Below are 16261 nucleotides of genomic sequence, written 5' to 3'. Positions count from 1 at the left end.
ATACACAGATTTGACTTAGTCGGGGTTATTCACGAAAATTGACGGCCTTTATTCTAGACTTAATACAATGCTGGAGAGACCTGTGCCACTGGTAAAGATCAGGGACTTGCACTTTTATCGTGGTAACCGTGCCATATTCGACGGCGTCAATATTGATATTGAGCGCGGTAAAGTCACGGCTATTATGGGCCCAAGTGGCACTGGTAAAACCACTTTGCTGAAACTCATCGGCGGTCAACTTCGTCCCCATCAAGGTACGATTGAAGTCGACGGTCAGGATGTTCACAAACTTTCTCACTCGCAACTTTATGAGCTGCGTAAACGAATGGGTATGCTATTTCAAAGCGGTGCCTTACTCACAGATTTAAATGTTTACGATAATGTGGCTTTTCCATTAAGAGAACATACTGATCTTCCTGAGTCATTAATTCGCGATCTGGTGTTAATGAAGCTGCAATCGGTGGGATTACGGAACGCCCGTAACATGTCACCGAATGAGTTATCCGGTGGTATGGCGAGACGTGTTGCTTTGGCACGTGCGGTTGCGCTTGAACCGATGATGATTATGTACGATGAGCCATTTACAGGTCAGGATCCTATTTCCATGGGAACACTTGTCAATTTGATTCACCGCATGAATGATGCGATGGGATTGACCAGTATCGTGGTCTCTCATGATGTAGCAGAAACCGCCGAAATTGCCGATAACATTTACTTACTTTCAGACGGCAAAATTATTGAGCAGGGCACAACGTTGCAACTTAAGCACTCTAGCTCTCAGTGGGTACAACAGTTCATGCAGGGGCTACCTGATGGCCCTGTGCCGTTCCATTACGGTGGCCGTGATTATGCAGACGATCTATTAAACCCTGAGGAGAATGCATGATAAACCTGATTCGTAGCCTAGGACGCTGGGGCTTAGGTACGTTTGAACGACAAGGCCGTGCGCATTTGTTTTTGTTCAATATGTTGCTGGGCATTCCGGGCTTATTTCTACGCTTTTCCCTGGTCGTTCAACAATTGTTCTCAGTGGGTGTGTTATCAATCCTGATTATTCTGATTTCAGGCCTGTTTGTCGGCATGGTATTAGGGTTGCAGGGTTACAATACGTTGGTTGATTTTGGTGCCGAGGAATCATTAGGTGTTCTGGTGTCGCTGTCGTTAGTGCGTGAATTAGGGCCAGTCGTTAGTGCCTTATTATTTGCTGGGCGAGCGGGCTCAGCGTTGACCGCTGAAATTGGACTGATGAAAAGTACTGAACAGTTGTCAGGTATGGAAATGATGGCTGTTGACCCGATTAGACGAATTATAGCCCCGCGCTTTCTTGCAGGCATTATAGCGATGCCGTTATTGGCGGCGATTTTCAGTGCTGTGGGTATTCTTGGTGGGTTCTTGGTAGGTCATGGCCTGTTGGGTGTCGATGATGGTGCGTTCTGGTCGCAAATGCAGGCCAAAACGGATTTATACGATGACATCCTCAATGGTGTGATTAAAAGTGTGGTCTTTGGTTTTGTTGTGACATGGATCGCTTTATTTGAAGGGCATGATGCCACGCCGACGTCGGAAGGGGTCGGTAGAGCAACCACGCGCACAGTTGTGCACTCCGCGTTTGCTATTTTAGGGCTAGACTTTGTGCTGACTGCGTTGATGTTTGGAGATGAGTAAAAATGATGCAGAATAAGAGTACCGAAATTTTTGTCGGGATGTTTGTTGCCGCCGGTCTGGCTGCTTTATTTATGCTTGCGATGAAAGTCAGCAACTTGGGGGATTTTACCGATGAAACCGGTTATCAAGTCACGGCTGAATTTGAAAACATCGGTGGTTTGAAGGTTCGTTCTGCGGTGACGATGGCAGGAGTACGTGTCGGTCGAGTGGCATCCATTAATTTGCATCCAGTGACGTATAACGCGGAAGTCACCATTAACATGTATCCACAATTTGACAATCTACCTTTAGATACCTCAGCCAGCATCTACACCGCCGGTCTGTTAGGTGAGCAATACATCGGTTTGGTAGCCGGTGCTGAGGAAGAATTTTTACAAGATGGGGATGTCATAGATTTAACTCAGCCTGCCTTAGTACTGGAGCAGGTAATCGGACAGTTCCTCTACAGCAAAGCGGAAGGTGATGAATAATGACCATGCCAACAACATTGATGAGTAAATTTATACTGGCGTTAGCGGCAATGATGCTTGCTTGCAGTCCAGTAGCGTTGTCAGCACAAGAAATGTCTGAGCCACAAGCTTTGGTCAAAAAAGCCTCTGATGACATGCTTGCGGCATTAGCAGAGAATGAAGTTGAACTTGAAGATAATCCTGACAAAATCTACGCCTTAGTCGAAGCTATTTTGATGCCGCATTTTGACTTTGAAAAAATGTCAAAACTGGCGTTAGGAAAGAATTGGCGTCAAGCCAATGCTGAGCAACGTGTGCGTTTTACGGAAGAGTTCAGATTGCTCTTGATCAGAACCTATTCCACTGCGATGCTGGAATACACTGACGAAGAAATTCGTATGTTGCCTTTCCGTGATGATATTAGCCGTAAACGTGTCAGTGTGCCCATGGAGGTCGTGCAACCTGCTGGCCCTGCAATTCCTATGGCCTTATCGCTGTATCAGAACAAGCAAGACGAATGGAAAGTGTATGATGTCAAAATTGACGGCATCAGCCTCGTTACAAACTATCGGTCTAGTTTTGCCAATGACATCCGTCAAGGTGGAATGGAAGGCTTGATAGAAAATCTAGCTAAACGTAACGAAAAAGTTAAAGTATGAGCGATTTATTCAGCATTCAGTTTGATAAGGATGCCCAACTATTTCGTGTCAGTGGTGAATTGACGCTGGACTCAGCCTCGGCAGTGATGGCTGAAACAGAGACCCTGTTCGATACGAAATCCGAACTGGATATTGATCTGGCTGGTGTATCGAGAGCAGATAGTGCCAGTTTAGCCCTGCTGATCACATGGATGCGTCAGGCAAAACAATCAGATAAAACCATTAGTTTTCGTAATTTGCCCAATCAAATGCGGGCGATTGCTGGAGCCAGTGGTCTTGATGAGTTTTTACCCATTCAATAAGCCTCCAAAAATAGACAGAGATTAATGAAAGCCTCAGATATAAAACACATGATCGAAGCTGGAATGCCAGATGCCGAAGTAGAAGTACTAGGGGATGACGGTCAGCATTTTGATGCCCGTGTTATCAGCCCTTCTTTTGCCGGGAAAACACTGGTGCAGCAACATAAAATGGTCAAAGAAACGTTGGGTGATAAGTTTGCCAGCGGCGAATTACACGCACTATCTTTGAAAACCTCTGCGCCGCAGTAAACGGCACTTCCGGCAAATAGCTATGGATAAACTGATAATTAATGGCGGCGTTGCACTAGACGGCGAAATCCGCATTTCTGGTGCTAAAAACGCGGCATTACCTATCCTTATGGGCGCCTTACTAGCCGATTCACCGGTGCGTATTGGTAATGTGCCACATCTGCATGATATTACAACGACCTTAGAGCTTCTGGGCCGCATGGGTGTGACGCTGACAGTGGATGAACGCTCTGGTGTTGTCATTGACCCCAGCACACTGACGGATACTGAAGCGGCATATGATCTGGTTAAAACCATGCGTGCGTCGATTTTGGTACTCGGTCCGTTATTGGCGAAATACGGTAAAGCCGATGTGTCTTTACCGGGTGGTTGTGCGATAGGTTCACGTCCGGTTGATTTACATTTACGTGGTCTTGAGCAGATGGGCGCTGACATCAAAGTGGAAAACGGCTACATCCGTGCCACTGATGGTAAAGGCCTAAAAGGTGCTCACATCTTTATGGATCAAGTAACGGTAACAGGTACCGAAAACTTGATGATGGCCGCCACGCTAGCTGAAGGTACAACGACGATAGAAAATGCTGCCCGTGAACCTGAGGTGGTGGATTTAGCTAATTATCTCAACACGATGGGTGCCAAGATCAGTGGTATTGGTACGGCAACATTGGTGATTGAAGGTGTGAAATCGCTGAGTGGCACACAATACAAAATACTGCCAGACAGGATTGAGACCGGTACTTATCTCGTTGCTGCGGCGCTAACGCGCGGTAGGGTTAAACTGAAAGACACCGATGCTAACCAACTTGAAGCCGTTTTGCTGAAGCTGGAAGAAGCAGGGGCCGAGATCGAAGTAGGAAAAGACTGGATTAGCTTGGACATGAAGGGAAAACGTCCGAAAGCGGTCAATATTCGTACCGCCCCTTACCCTGCATTCCCAACCGATATGCAGGCACAGTTCACCGCGTTAAACAGTGTTGCCGAAGGTCAGGCAACGATTGTTGAAACAGTCTTTGAAAATCGCTTTATGCATGTGCAGGAAATGCAGCGTATGGGTGCAAACTTACAGATCGAAGGTAATACCGTGGTATGCCAGGGACGTGATGCACTGACAGCCGCGCCAGTGATGGCAACTGACTTGCGTGCTTCGGCCTGTTTGGTACTGGCTGCATTAGTGGCAGAAGGTGAGACCGAAGTTGAACGCATTTATCACATCGATCGTGGTTATGAATGTATTGAAGAAAAATTACAACAATTAGGCGCACGCATTCGTCGTGTACCTAGTTCAGCGAGGAGAGCCAATGCCTGATTCATTGACCCTGGCATTGTCAAAAGGGCGCATTTTTAAAGAAACGCTGCCATTACTGAAAGCGGCGGGTATTGAGCCTTTAGACGATCCTGAAACCAGTCGAAAGCTGATTCTGGATACCAACGTTCCTGATGTGAAATTGATTATTGTGCGCGCTTCAGATGTGCCCACCTATGTTGAGTATGGTGGTGCGGATATTGGTGTGGCAGGTAAAGATGTGTTGATGGAACATCCGCATGCCGAACTGTATGAGCCTGTCGATCTGAATATTGCCTGTTGTAAGTTAATGACGGCGGGTAAACCTGACCAATCAGTCAGCAATGGCCGTTTGAAAGTAGCAACCAAGTTCGTTGAGAGTACCCGCCGCTTTTACGCTGAAAAAGGCGAGCAGGTAGAAATTATTAAACTTTATGGCTCGATGGAGTTGGCGCCTTTAGTTGGTTTGGCAGATCGTATTGTTGATGTGGTTGATACCGGTAATACCTTACGTGCCAATGGTTTGGTACCGATGGAACATATTGCGGATATAAGTTCACGTTTAGTAGTCAATAAAGCATCAATGAAAATGAAACATAAACGGATTCAGACATTTATTGATCAAATCCGTAATGCAGTCCGAGACAAGAGTAATGATTGATATTAAACAATTAGATGCCGCCGCCGCTGATTTCTGGCCACAGTTGGAAAAACTGCTGGATTGGGAAGGTGTGTCTGATGAAGCAGTAACTAACATTGTCAGAGAGATTCTAGCCGCTGTGAAAACGCATGGCGATGCTGCTGTTATTGAATACAGCCAGCGATTCGACCGTGTGAAAGCGAAAACTATGGCTGATCTGGAAATTTCTCTGGAGAGAGCTAAAGCCGCGTTAGAGAGTATTCCGCATGCTCAGCGTGAAGCGCTGGAAGCGGCGGCGGAGCGTGTTCGTATTTACCATGAACATCAAAAGCAAGATTCATGGAGTTATACCGAAGACGACGGCACTATTCTTGGTCAACAAGTGATGCCTTTAGATCGTGCAGGTTTGTATGTGCCTGGTGGTAAGGCAGCATACCCATCATCTGTATTAATGAATGCAATCCCGGCCAAAGTGGCTGGTGTGCAAGAACTGATTATGGTGGTGCCAACACCAGATGATGAAGTCAACGAGTTGGTATTAGCCGCTGCTGCGGTTGCTGGCGTTGATCGTATATTTGCTGTCGGTGGTGCGCAGGCTGTGGCAGCGTTGGCTTATGGCACCGAGACAATTCCACAGGTCGATAAAATTGTTGGTCCGGGTAATATCTTTGTGGCGACAGCGAAAGGTATGGTGTTCGGCACGGTGGGCATCGATATGATCGCCGGACCATCCGAAATCTTGGTGATTTGTGATGGTAAAACGGATCCGGACTGGATTGCGATGGATTTGTTCTCACAAGCAGAGCATGATGAAGATGCCCAGTCTATCTTGATTTCACCAGATGCCCAGTTCCTGGAACAGGTTAAGGCGTCGATTGAACGCTTATTACCGACAATGGAACGTAAAGACATTATTACGACGTCATTGACTAGCCGTGCAGCCTTAATTCATGTCGAGAACATGGATACAGCGATAGATGTTGCTAACTTTATTGCAGCAGAGCATTTAGAGTTGTCGGTTGATGACCCTATGGCAATGGCGAAAAAAATTCGTCATGCCGGTGCGATTTTCTTAGGGCGGTATACGCCTGAAGCTTTGGGCGATTATTGTGCTGGCCCTAACCACGTGTTGCCGACGTCACGCACAGCGCGATTCAGTTCACCGTTAGGTGTATATGATTTCCAGAAACGCTCAAGTTTAATTCAGGTATCAGAATCAGGCGCACAGAGCTTAGGCAAGATAGCCTCAGTGCTGGCTCGCGGTGAAAGCCTGACAGCTCATGCGCGTAGTGCTGAATATCGTTTAAAGGATGACTAATGAGCCGCTACTGGAGCGCGTTTGTCCACAATCTTGAGCCGTATGTACCTGGTGAGCAGCCTAAGATAGCAAACCTGATCAAACTGAATACCAACGAGAACCCATACGGGCCATCACCGAAGGTATTGGAAGCCATTCATTTTGATGTCAGCGACAAATTGCGTTTGTATCCTGACCCAACCTCGCGTGAGCTTAAAGAGGCCATCGCCGATTTTTACAAGGTAAATACGGCCAACGTGTTTGTAGGTAATGGTTCTGATGAGGTGCTTGGGCATATTTTCCATGCTTTGTTTCAGCATGAGCCGCCCTTGCTGTTCCCCGACATTACCTATAGTTTCTATCCGGTTTATTGTCAGCTTTACAAGATCGACTATCAGACCATTCCTCTGACGAATGATTTTCAGATTGATATAGCTGATTATTTGCGAGATAACGGCGGTATTATTTTCCCTAACCCCAATGCACCGACAGGCTGCTTATTGGCATTAGCTGACATTGAACGCTTGTTAAAGGCCAATACCGAGTCCGTGGTTGTTATTGATGAGGCCTATATTGATTTTGGTGGTGAAACGGCGATATCGCTGGTCGATAGCTATCCCAATTTGATAGTGACACAAACGTTTTCCAAGTCTCGGTCTTTGGCGGGAATGCGGATTGGCTTCGCAGTAGGTCACCCCGATCTGATTGAGGCCTTAGTCCGCGTTAAAGACAGCTTTAACTCCTATCCGCTTGATAGCTTGGCTACTAGCGCAGGGGTAGCAGCAATAAAAGACGATGCTTATTTCCGTGATACCTGTAACAAAGTTATTAGCAGTCGTGACAAGTTAACAGCATCACTGAATGAGTTGGGTTTTGAGGTTTTGCCATCTGCCGCCAACTTTATTTTTACCCGTCATCCAGCGTTTGATGCAGCAGATTTAGCGATGAAGTTGCGTAAAGAAGGCATTATCGTGCGTCATTTTAATAAGCGCCGCATCGATCAGTTTCTACGTATTACCATCGGTACACCATCAGAAAATCAGCACCTTTTATCCGTGCTGGATGGTTTGGTCTAATTATTACGCTCAGAACGTCTTTGCAGCAAATAACGTAAACGTTCCAACTCTATCGCATACTCTGCTGACAAAGATTCGATTTCTGCCCGGTATTGTTGAATCGCTTGGTTGCGAATAGCGATTTCTTCGTGTGCAGCATCTAATCTTTTTTGCATGTTATCGCTAATTTTACTGCCACTCAGCTCACGTGCTGCCGCCTGTTTCTGAACGTCTATTAAGTGTTGTTCTAACTTAGGGAGTTTGGCAAGGTGTAAGTCAATTTGCTCTTTACGATAGTTAATATCTTTATCGCGAGCATCTATCAAATCTTGCTCTGTGGGGTATGTAATAAGCAATGTACGATCAAAACTGGCTTGCTGTTGACGGTGTTTCTGAGCTTTTTCAGCTTCTAGCTTAGCTTGTTTTTCCTGCTCTTTTGCTTTCGCTTGTTGCGCTTTGATTTCAGCAATTTCTTCTTCTGTTGGCGCAGGAGCGACGCGCTCAATGACGCGCATCGTTTTATCATCCAAAATAACGTAGCCTTTTTGGGCGGCTTCTGGCGGCAAACTTCGGCTCAACGTTAAAACACCGTTTTCATCTGGGAAACGATAGAGTCTGTCAGCTATGGCTGAAAACGATAACGTCAACAAAGATAGGATGCAGATGCTGTGAGAGAGAAATTTACGTATCATCATTCGCTTATTCTAAAGTGAGTTGTTGGTAATTTGAACCTTTTAGAGCAATTTATCCTGTTTCTGGTGTCATTGGTAGCAAATACCTTTTCAGCGTTTAGCGGAGGGGGGGCTGGCCTGATTCAGTTTCCGGTTTTAATCTTCCTTGGCCTGACATTTGGCGTTGCTTTAGCGACACATAAAGTGGCCAGTGTCGCCTTAGGTATCGGTGCCGTCTTACGTTACTTTAGAACCAGTCGTTTGGAGCGGCAATTTGTTTGGTTGATGCTTCTTGCCGGTGTCCCTGGTGTCGTGTTGGGGGGTAGTGTGATTTTGTTAGTACCAGATCGATGGGCTGAGATTGCCCTGGGGTTACTCACCGGTGGTCTAGGTATCTATTCCATGCTGAAAGCGCAGCTAGGCCAGAGTTATGATCCAATTAACCGAAGTCGCAGAGGCTTTTATATTGGTGGTTTGGTGTTATTTTTTCTGGGCTTTCTCAATGGCTCATTGACATCGGGGACGGGCTTGTTTGTGACCATCTGGCTGGTGCTATGGTTTGGTATGGATTACCAACGCGCAGTCGCGTACACGCTGACAATGGTGGGATTGTTCTGGAATGGTTCAGGTGCGATTACCTTAGGCATTCTGGGTGATATCCGCTGGGATTGGTTACCGGCTCTATTGCTGGGCTCCTTGATCGGCGGCTACTTGGGCGCGCATCTAGCTTTAAAGCATGGCAATCGGTGGATTAAACGTGCTTTTGAAGTGGTAACCTTGTTGATTTCAGTAAAGCTGATCTGGGGCTAACAAATCAGCTCACACCCCATACTGCTCGCGATAGGCTTGAACAGCTGGCAAAAATTCAGCTAATTCATCACTGTTTTGCAAATAACCAAGTAGGTCATTTAAGGAAATGATGCTGAGCACAGGTATATTATGCTCTGCCTGTACTTCTTGAATCGCTGACAGTTCACCTTGCCCACGCTCTTGTCGGTCTAGCGCAATAATGACGCCGGCAGGTTCTGCACCAGCCGCGCGGATAATATCGACAGACTCACGTACAGAGGTTCCTGCAGAAATCACATCGTCGATTATCAACACCTTACCTTTGAGTTCTGCACCGACCAGTTGCCCACCTTCGCCGTGATCTTTCTTTTCTTTCCGATTGAACACATAAGGCACATCACGTTGTTGCTGATCTGCTAGCGCCACCACCGTTGTCGATGCGAGGGGAATGCCTTTATAGGCTGGGCCAAATAAAACATCAAACTCAACCTCTGACTCGGCAATTGTTTGCGCGTAAAAACGGCCTAATTTCGCTAAGCTGGCACCACTATTAAACAGACCACTGTTAAAGAAATAGGGGCTCTGACGGCCTGATTTAAGGGTAAATGAGCCAAATCGTAATACGCCGGTTTCAAGGGCAAATTCAATAAATTCTTTCTGGTAAGTTTTCATTATGATGTTTGTTTTTGAACAAGATAGACGGCAATCTGACCAAATAAATTAGGCAGCAGTTTAATACCGAGACTGTCTTTGTGTTTATGGTTAACGATACTGTGGTTCAATACGTCAAGGCGATGATCGTCACAAAGGCGTTCAAAGTCTTGAATAGTGCACAGGTGAATATTAGGGGTTTCATACCAAGCATTAGGCAAGGTCTTTGATACCGGCATACGGCCTGCCAAAGCTAATTGGGCACGGCATTGCCAATAGCCAAAGTTAGGGAAGCCGATAATGCCTTTTTTACCAACGCGAACAATTTCCCTCAATAGAAAGTCAGGTCGCTGAATGGCTTGTAAGGTTTGAGATAGGATTACAAAGTCGAAGCTTTGATCGGCAAACTGCGATAAGCCTTGGTCCAAATCGGCTTGGATAACATTGATGCCAGCTTTAATGCACTCTGCAAACTTGCTGTTATCAATTTCAAGACCGTAGCCAGTGACTTGGCGTTGTTGCAGATGATTGAGCAGTGTGCCGTTGCCACAGCCCAAATCAAGTACTTTGGCACCATCGGGAATCCAGTCACTGATAATTTGTTGGTCGACGCGTAAATTCATCGATTTTCCCCTTCGTTAGCCACTTGTTGCATATAGCTCGCGAATATTTCCAGATAACGGGGGATAGGCATCAGAAACGCATCATGGCCTTGGTGAGCTTCAATTTCGGCATAGCTGACCGACTTGCCAGCTGCCAGCATCGCATTGACGATTTCTCTCGACCGTACTGGTGAAAAGCGCCAATCACTGGTGAAGGAAATAATTAGCGATTTTGCTTTTATATTTGCCACTGTAGCGGTCAGGTCATCATCGAATTCTTTGGCCGGGTCGAAATAATCTAACGCTTTGGTCATCAGCAAGTAGGTGTTGGCATCAAAGCGTTCGACAAAGCTGGTGCTTTGGTAGCGCAGATAACTTTCGATCTGGAATTCCACATCATAACCAAATTGAATCGCACCGCTACGTAGTTCACGACCGAATTTTTCACCCATAGCCTCATCGGACAGATAGGTAATATGACCCAACATACGGGCAAGGCCTAAACCTTGTCGAGGTAGGGTATTCTGCGCCATGTAATAGCCATCATGAAAGTCGGGGTCGGATTTGATGGCGGTACGGGCGACCTCGTTGAAAGCAATATTCTGTGCCGATAACTTTGGTGCCGCGGCGATCACGACCGTGTGGCGAACCCGTTCCGGTAAGCTGATGGCCCACTGCAGAGCCTGCATACCACCCAAGCTGCCCCCAATAACAGCGGCCCACTGTGTAATCTGCAGTTTGTCAGCGAGCATGGCCTGACTTCTCACCCAATCTGAAACGGTGACGATAGGAAAGTCAGGACCATACAATTCGCCGGTTTCGGGATTAATAGTATTAGGGCCCGTAGAGCCTTTACAGCCGCCCAGGTTATTGACAGAAACAACGAAGAATCTATTGGTATCTATCGCTTTACCGGGCCCTATCGCCGTATCCCACCAACCGGGTTTGCGATCTTCCATCGTATGGAAGCCTGCAGCGTGATGATCACCAGACAGTGCGTGACAGATCAATACGGCATTACTGTGCTCGGCGTTGAGCTCACCATAGGTTTCATAAACCAGATCATAATGTGGCAAAACGCGACCGCAATCCAGCTTCAGTGGATCATCGATGTGCAGTGTTGATGGGCTTACCAAACCAACTGAGTCGGCTGGTATTGATTCCGGCATAAGGGAGTGATTCCTTTAAAAAAGCGTTAAGTCTAATCAGACTGCGGCCTGAGCGCAATCCTGAAGGCTTAGATTTGTCCTGTTAGCAGTGGCATGACCAGCATTGATAATACTTGCAGACCAAGCAATACAAATAGTGGTGATAAATCTATTCCGCCCAGAGAAGGGATCAGATTTCTGACTGGACGTAGTAATGGCGCATTCATGCGACTGACCAATGGCGCCACTGGATTGTAGCTGCCTGCTGGTGTTACCCAACTGAGTATAACTTCAATAATAATACTGACAGTGAAGATACTGATAAATAATGAAAAGATCTCGGCCAAAAGCACGCTGAGCCACATCAGACCATTAGGTAATGCTCCGATGATAAGGCCTACTGCCAGCAGCTTGGCGAAAGTCACCAGTAACAGTAAGACAATTGTGGCTGTGTCCCAGCGACCCAATGCAGGTATAAATTGGCGTAAAAACTTTACCGGTACTTGGGTTGCTTTGATGATGAATTGGACTAAAGGGTTGTGGTATTCCCAATTGGCCCACTGCATGACGAGTCGTAACGCGACGACGATCATGTACAGGTAAAATAAGGTATCAACGATAAAAATCAGTGGGTTGGCAAGGTAGCTACTACTCATGATCTTGTCCTAGTTGCGTGGCTAATTCGTCTGCTCGTGATGCGGCCGCTGTTAATGCTTTGCTGAATAAACCCCGTAAATCACCCTTTTCAAATTCGTCGAGGGCGCGTTCCGTGGTGCCGCCGGGAGAGGTAACTCGCTGACGTAACACACAGGCTGACTCATCGCTTTCCAAAGCCATTTTTGACGCACCAAAAGCCGTTTCCAGTGCCAGTAGGCGGGCAGTCTCTTCAGGTAAACCCAACTCCATACCTGCTGTTTGCATTGCTTCCATCACTAAAAATAAATACGCAGGGCCGCTGCCAGACAGAGCAGTGACTGCATCCATTTGCTGTTCGTGTTTTACCCACAGCGCTAATCCCACTGCTCTTAGAATGGATTCAGCTAATTCATGCTGCTCTGTTTCAACATGATCATTAGCACACAAAGCAGTGGCGCCGGCTTGCACCAGAGATGGAGTATTTGGCATTGCCCGCACAATCGCTGCTTGTTCTTGTCCCAGCCAGCGCGAAATGTCATCTAAACGGATGCCAGCCGCAATGGAAATAAGTAATTTGTCTTTACTCCAGTTAGCACTGAGTTGCCGTGTCACTGCCTGCAATTGTTGAGGTTTAACAGCCAGAATCACGACTTCAGCATCAGCGATGGCGGCTGTATTGTCGGTAAAGGTTCTTACAGGGTATAAATTGGTCAGAGTCTGTAATGTTTCATTGCTGGAATCCGCGACATGAATGTTGTCTGCGGCAAAGCCATTAGTGATAAGACCACCGATCAGGCTGCGAGCCATGTTTCCACCACCGATGAAAGCGAGTGTGCATTGTTTCATTGATTGACCTTCGTTTTTTTCTATAGTGATTGATTAAGTGTAAAGCTTATCAGTCTTGTCGGGTATGGCGTTGACCAAAAAGAGCAGTACCGATTCTGACCATGGTGCTGCCATGTTGAATAGCGAGTTGCCTATCTGCTGTCATGCCCATCGATAAAGTATCAATACCATCAAACTGGCTCTGTAGACTTTGATAAAGTTCGAATGCACGTCGAAACGTTTCTGCTTGAGCTGTTTCATTGTCATGGCGGGCTGGGATAATCATTAATCCGCGCAACTTAAGCTTGTCGAATTGTTGTATCGCTTCGGCAAGTGGTTGGATTTCTTCAACCGAGACACCAGATTTACTGTCTTCATTGTCGATATTTACTTGAATACAAACATTAAGCGGTGGCAACTGTTGTGGGCGTTGGTCGTTAAGCCGCTTCGCAACTTTGAGTCGATCCACTGTTTGTGCCCAATCAAAAAATGTCGCGATATCACGTGTTTTGTTTGATTGTATGGGCCCAATGAAGTGCCATTCCAGTTCCAAATCTGCAAGCGCATGAATTTTGTCTAACGCTTCTTGAAGATAATTCTCACCAAAGCGTGTTTGGCCTAAAGCGGCAACTGTACGAAGTTTCTCCGCGGGCCATGTCTTACTGACAGCAAGAAGTTGTACCGCTTTTTCGGCACGGTTTGCATCCGATTCAGCCTGACGGATACTGCTGGAAATGGTTTCGAAGCGTTTTTTTATCTCTGTCATGTTGCAAGCCTGCGATGAGCGCGCTACCTTTATATCAATTGCTTTATTCTTGAGCCGCTTAGGTTACTACAATCATTCTAGGGAAAGTGGATGGATATTACTGAATTGCTTGCTTTTAGTGCAAAGAACAAGGCTTCGGATTTACATGTTTCCGCCGGTGAACCGCCTATGATTAGGGTCGACGGCGATGTGAAGCGGATAAACTTGCCGCCGATGGAGCATAAAGAAGTTCATGCGATGATTTATGACATCATGAATGATAAGCAGCGCAAGGATTTCGAAGAGTTTCTGGAAGCGGATTTTTCATTTGAGATTCCCAATTTAGCGCGTTTTCGTGTTAACGCCTTTAATCAAAACCGTGGTGCGGCGGCGGTATTCCGGACCATTCCTTCCGAAGTGCTAACTCTCGAGGACTTAGGGGCGCCGGAAATATTCAAAACCATTGCCGATAATCCACGCGGTATTGTCTTGGTTACTGGGCCTACGGGTTCAGGTAAGTCAACGACGCTAGCGGGCATGGTGGATTACCGCAACGAGAAAGATAACGAGCACATTTTAACGATAGAAGACCCGATTGAGTTTGTGCATCAGAGTAAGAAGTGTTTGGTGAACCAGCGTGAAGTGCATCGCGACACCTTAGGCTTTAGCGAAGCATTACGCAGTGCTTTACGTGAAGATCCCGATATCATCCTTGTCGGTGAGCTGCGTGATCTTGAAACGATTCGCTTGGCGTTAACAGCCGCAGAAACAGGTCACTTGGTGTTTGGTACTTTGCATACCTCGTCGGCGGCAAAAACTATTGACCGTATTATTGATGTCTTCCCGGCAGCTGAGAAAGATATGGTGCGTTCGATGCTATCGGAATCACTTCGCGCAGTAATTTCACAAACCTTGATGAAAAAAGTCGGCGGCGGACGTATCGCTGCGCACGAAATTATGATTGGTACACCGGCAATCCGAAATCTAATTCGTGAAGACAAGGTGCCGCAAATGTACTCCGCGATTCAAACTGGTGGTGCCATTGGTATGCAGACCTTAGATCAATGCTTACAAGATCTGGTTAGACGTCAGCAAGTGACTAAGGCAGAGGCGTTACCTCGAGCTGTTAATAAAGATCTATTCCGTTAAGGAGCGACAACGATGGAAATCGTGACTATTTTAAAAGCGGCGGTGAAACATGATGCCTCGGATATCTTTGTAACAGCTGGTCGTCCCGTTACCCTCAAAGTTAGTGGTCGCATGGCGACGTTGTCGCAGGACTCACTTGCTGATGATGAAGCACGTGATTTGGTGTTAAGCACCATGTCTGATGAGCAGAAAAAAACGTTTGAGCGAGATAAAGAATGCAATTACGCGCTTGATACTAAAGGTGCAGGACGTTTTCGGGTGAGTGCCTTGTATCAGCGAAGTAGAGTGGCGATGGTGCTACGTCGCATCAAGGACGAAATCCCCACTATTGAAGAGTTGAATGTTCCTGAAATCATCAAAGAGCTCGCCATGACCAAGCGAGGGTTAGTGATTTTTGTCGGGGCAACCGGTAGTGGTAAATCGACGACACTGGCATCGATGATAGGTTACCGGAACAAAAACAGTACCGGACACATTTTGACGATAGAAGATCCCATTGAATTTGATCATAAACACAGTGGTTGTGTAGTAACTCAGCGCGAAGTAGGTATTGATACCGACTCATATGATATTGCCCTGAAAAACTCACTACGCCAAGCGCCTGACGTTATTATGATTGGTGAAATTCGGGCGCGCGAAACAATGGATTATGGGATTGCTTTCGCTGAGACCGGTCATTTATGTCTTTCTACTTTGCACGCGAATAATGCCAATCAGGCGATGGACCGTGTCATTAACTTTTTCCCTGAAGAGCGGCATAAGCAGCTGTTTTTAGATATGTCATTAAATCTAAAAGCCGTCGTTGCGCAGCGACTGATTCCTAAAAAAGATGGAAGCGGTAGAACCGTTGCGGTAGAGGTCTTGCTCAATACACCGCTCATTGGTGATCTGATAGAAAAAGGTAAAGTTTCAGAGATCAAAGACGTTATGAAACGCTCGCGAGAGTTAGGCATGCAAACATTTGATCAAGCGGTGTATGATCTCTACAAAGCGGGTGAAATCACTTATGAAGACGCAATCAAAAATGCAGATTCAAGCAATGAAGTTCGTTTAATGATCAAGCTTGGCGCAGAATCTGGCGAGTTACCGCAAGATGACGCGGTTAAAGGACTAGCATTGGAAGCAGAAGATGAAGGCATAATGAATAGGATGTAAGGTTTGTAGCATTTTTGATACAAAATTAAACGAAAAAACAGAAATTTATTACAAGACACTTGAAATTAGCCCCTGTATGTAGTCAAACTACAACAGTCTGATGTCTGTATGGAATAAGCCATCCTGATATCAAATACGATTTTTTACTTACCTAACGGGAAGAGAAGGAAGGCAATATGAAACTAACAGGTAAATTAGTAGCAGTAGCGTTTGCGGCTGCATTACTCGCTGGGTGCGCTGGACCGGCCAAGCGTGACGCAGGAACGAACTTTATGTGTGCCTTAGGTGGTGC

Annotated in this window: 20 protein-coding genes; 13 read left to right on the top strand and 7 right to left on the bottom strand. The window is 46.3% G+C overall.

Annotation, left to right across the window (positions count from 1 at the left end):
- Positions 1-67: 67 nt before the first annotated feature.
- The 10 genes from MDMS009_RS00100 to hisC are packed head-to-tail and all read left to right on the top strand — an operon-like array spanning position 68 to position 7619.
- On the top strand, positions 68-886 hold the full coding sequence (locus MDMS009_RS00100) for an ABC transporter ATP-binding protein (protein ID WP_043887652.1): 819 nt from the start codon (positions 68-70) through the stop codon (positions 884-886).
- A complete protein-coding gene (mlaE, locus tag MDMS009_RS00095; protein WP_008289807.1) occupies positions 883-1665 on the top strand; it encodes a lipid asymmetry maintenance ABC transporter permease subunit MlaE in 783 nt (260 codons plus the stop codon). Before MDMS009_RS00100 ends, mlaE begins: the two co-directional genes overlap by 4 nt.
- Before the next feature lie 2 nt (positions 1666-1667).
- Positions 1668-2135, top strand: coding sequence for an outer membrane lipid asymmetry maintenance protein MlaD (gene mlaD / locus MDMS009_RS00090; RefSeq protein WP_036315728.1), 468 nt, complete (start codon positions 1668-1670; stop codon positions 2133-2135).
- The gene (locus MDMS009_RS00085; RefSeq protein WP_008289792.1) at positions 2135-2773 is read left to right on the top strand and encodes an MlaC/ttg2D family ABC transporter substrate-binding protein; all 639 of its coding nucleotides are present in this window, start codon (positions 2135-2137) and stop codon (positions 2771-2773) included. Before mlaD ends, MDMS009_RS00085 begins: the two co-directional genes overlap by 1 nt.
- Positions 2770-3075 (top strand): STAS domain-containing protein, encoded by a 306-nt coding sequence (locus tag MDMS009_RS00080; protein WP_008289800.1) that lies wholly within the window; start codon positions 2770-2772, stop codon positions 3073-3075. The genes MDMS009_RS00085 and MDMS009_RS00080 overlap by 4 nt, the downstream gene beginning before the upstream one ends.
- Positions 3076-3123: 48 nt before the next feature.
- Entirely contained in the window at positions 3124-3324 is a 201-nt protein-coding gene (locus MDMS009_RS00075; protein WP_406564436.1) for a BolA family protein, read from the top strand.
- A 22-nt stretch (positions 3325-3346) separates the two neighbouring features.
- Positions 3347-4630: a UDP-N-acetylglucosamine 1-carboxyvinyltransferase gene (murA, locus tag MDMS009_RS00070; protein ID WP_008289803.1), complete on the top strand. Its 1284-nt coding sequence runs from the start codon at positions 3347-3349 to the stop codon at positions 4628-4630.
- Positions 4623-5267 (top strand): ATP phosphoribosyltransferase, encoded by a 645-nt coding sequence (gene hisG, locus MDMS009_RS00065; RefSeq protein WP_008289786.1) that lies wholly within the window; start codon positions 4623-4625, stop codon positions 5265-5267. The genes murA and hisG overlap by 8 nt, the downstream gene beginning before the upstream one ends.
- Positions 5260-6564 (top strand): histidinol dehydrogenase, encoded by a 1305-nt coding sequence (gene hisD, locus MDMS009_RS00060; protein ID WP_008289832.1) that lies wholly within the window; start codon positions 5260-5262, stop codon positions 6562-6564. The genes hisG and hisD overlap by 8 nt, the downstream gene beginning before the upstream one ends.
- Positions 6564-7619, top strand: coding sequence for a histidinol-phosphate transaminase (hisC, locus tag MDMS009_RS00055; protein ID WP_008289831.1), 1056 nt, complete (start codon positions 6564-6566; stop codon positions 7617-7619). Before hisD ends, hisC begins: the two co-directional genes overlap by 1 nt.
- Here hisC and MDMS009_RS00050 read toward each other — a convergent pair.
- Complete coding sequence (locus tag MDMS009_RS00050; RefSeq protein WP_008289827.1) at positions 7616-8293, bottom strand: DUF4124 domain-containing protein; 678 nt, start codon at positions 8291-8293, stop codon at positions 7616-7618. The two genes, hisC and MDMS009_RS00050, sit on opposite strands and share 4 nt — an antisense overlap.
- A gap of 30 nt (positions 8294-8323) precedes the next feature.
- On the opposite strand from MDMS009_RS00050, the gene MDMS009_RS00045 reads away from it, so the two are divergent.
- Positions 8324-9079 carry a sulfite exporter TauE/SafE family protein gene (locus tag MDMS009_RS00045; RefSeq protein ID WP_008289823.1) on the top strand — a complete coding sequence of 252 codons (756 nt, stop codon included), beginning with the start codon at positions 8324-8326 and terminating at the stop codon, positions 9077-9079.
- A gap of 9 nt (positions 9080-9088) precedes the next feature.
- Here MDMS009_RS00045 and pyrE read toward each other — a convergent pair whose 3' ends face one another.
- From pyrE to MDMS009_RS00015, 6 genes are all read right to left on the bottom strand, one after another.
- The gene (pyrE, locus tag MDMS009_RS00040; RefSeq protein WP_008289826.1) at positions 9089-9730 is read right to left on the bottom strand and encodes an orotate phosphoribosyltransferase; all 642 of its coding nucleotides are present in this window, start codon (positions 9728-9730) and stop codon (positions 9089-9091) included.
- On the bottom strand, positions 9730-10332 hold the full coding sequence (gene metW / locus MDMS009_RS00035; protein WP_008289796.1) for a methionine biosynthesis protein MetW: 603 nt from the start codon (positions 10330-10332) through the stop codon (positions 9730-9732). The genes pyrE and metW overlap by 1 nt, the downstream gene beginning before the upstream one ends.
- Positions 10329-11480, bottom strand: a complete 1152-nt coding sequence (gene metX / locus MDMS009_RS00030; protein WP_008289794.1) for a homoserine O-succinyltransferase MetX — start codon at positions 11478-11480, stop codon at positions 10329-10331. Before metX ends, metW begins: the two co-directional genes overlap by 4 nt.
- A 68-nt stretch (positions 11481-11548) precedes the next feature.
- Positions 11549-12115, bottom strand: a complete 567-nt coding sequence (locus MDMS009_RS00025) for a YggT family protein (RefSeq protein WP_008289787.1) — start codon at positions 12113-12115, stop codon at positions 11549-11551.
- Positions 12108-12941 (bottom strand): pyrroline-5-carboxylate reductase, encoded by an 834-nt coding sequence (gene proC, locus MDMS009_RS00020; protein ID WP_008289813.1) that lies wholly within the window; start codon positions 12939-12941, stop codon positions 12108-12110. Before proC ends, MDMS009_RS00025 begins: the two co-directional genes overlap by 8 nt.
- 49 nt (positions 12942-12990) lie before the next feature.
- Positions 12991-13686, bottom strand: coding sequence for a YggS family pyridoxal phosphate-dependent enzyme (locus tag MDMS009_RS00015; protein WP_008289822.1), 696 nt, complete (start codon positions 13684-13686; stop codon positions 12991-12993).
- A 90-nt stretch (positions 13687-13776) separates the two neighbouring features.
- On the opposite strand from MDMS009_RS00015, the gene MDMS009_RS00010 reads away from it, so the two are divergent.
- Positions 13777-14814, top strand: coding sequence for a type IV pilus twitching motility protein PilT (locus MDMS009_RS00010; protein ID WP_043887648.1), 1038 nt, complete (start codon positions 13777-13779; stop codon positions 14812-14814).
- A 12-nt stretch (positions 14815-14826) separates the two neighbouring features.
- Positions 14827-15969 (top strand): PilT/PilU family type 4a pilus ATPase, encoded by a 1143-nt coding sequence (locus MDMS009_RS00005; protein WP_008289812.1) that lies wholly within the window; start codon positions 14827-14829, stop codon positions 15967-15969.
- The last annotated feature ends 292 nt before the right edge of the window (positions 15970-16261 follow it).

The organism is Methylophaga thiooxydans DMS010 (genome assembly GCF_000156355.1).
GTDB classification, from domain to species: domain Bacteria; phylum Pseudomonadota; class Gammaproteobacteria; order Nitrosococcales; family Methylophagaceae; genus Methylophaga; species Methylophaga thiooxydans.
The sequence above is the reverse complement of the archived record's forward strand: the minus strand, read 5'-3'. Positions and strand labels throughout refer to the sequence as shown.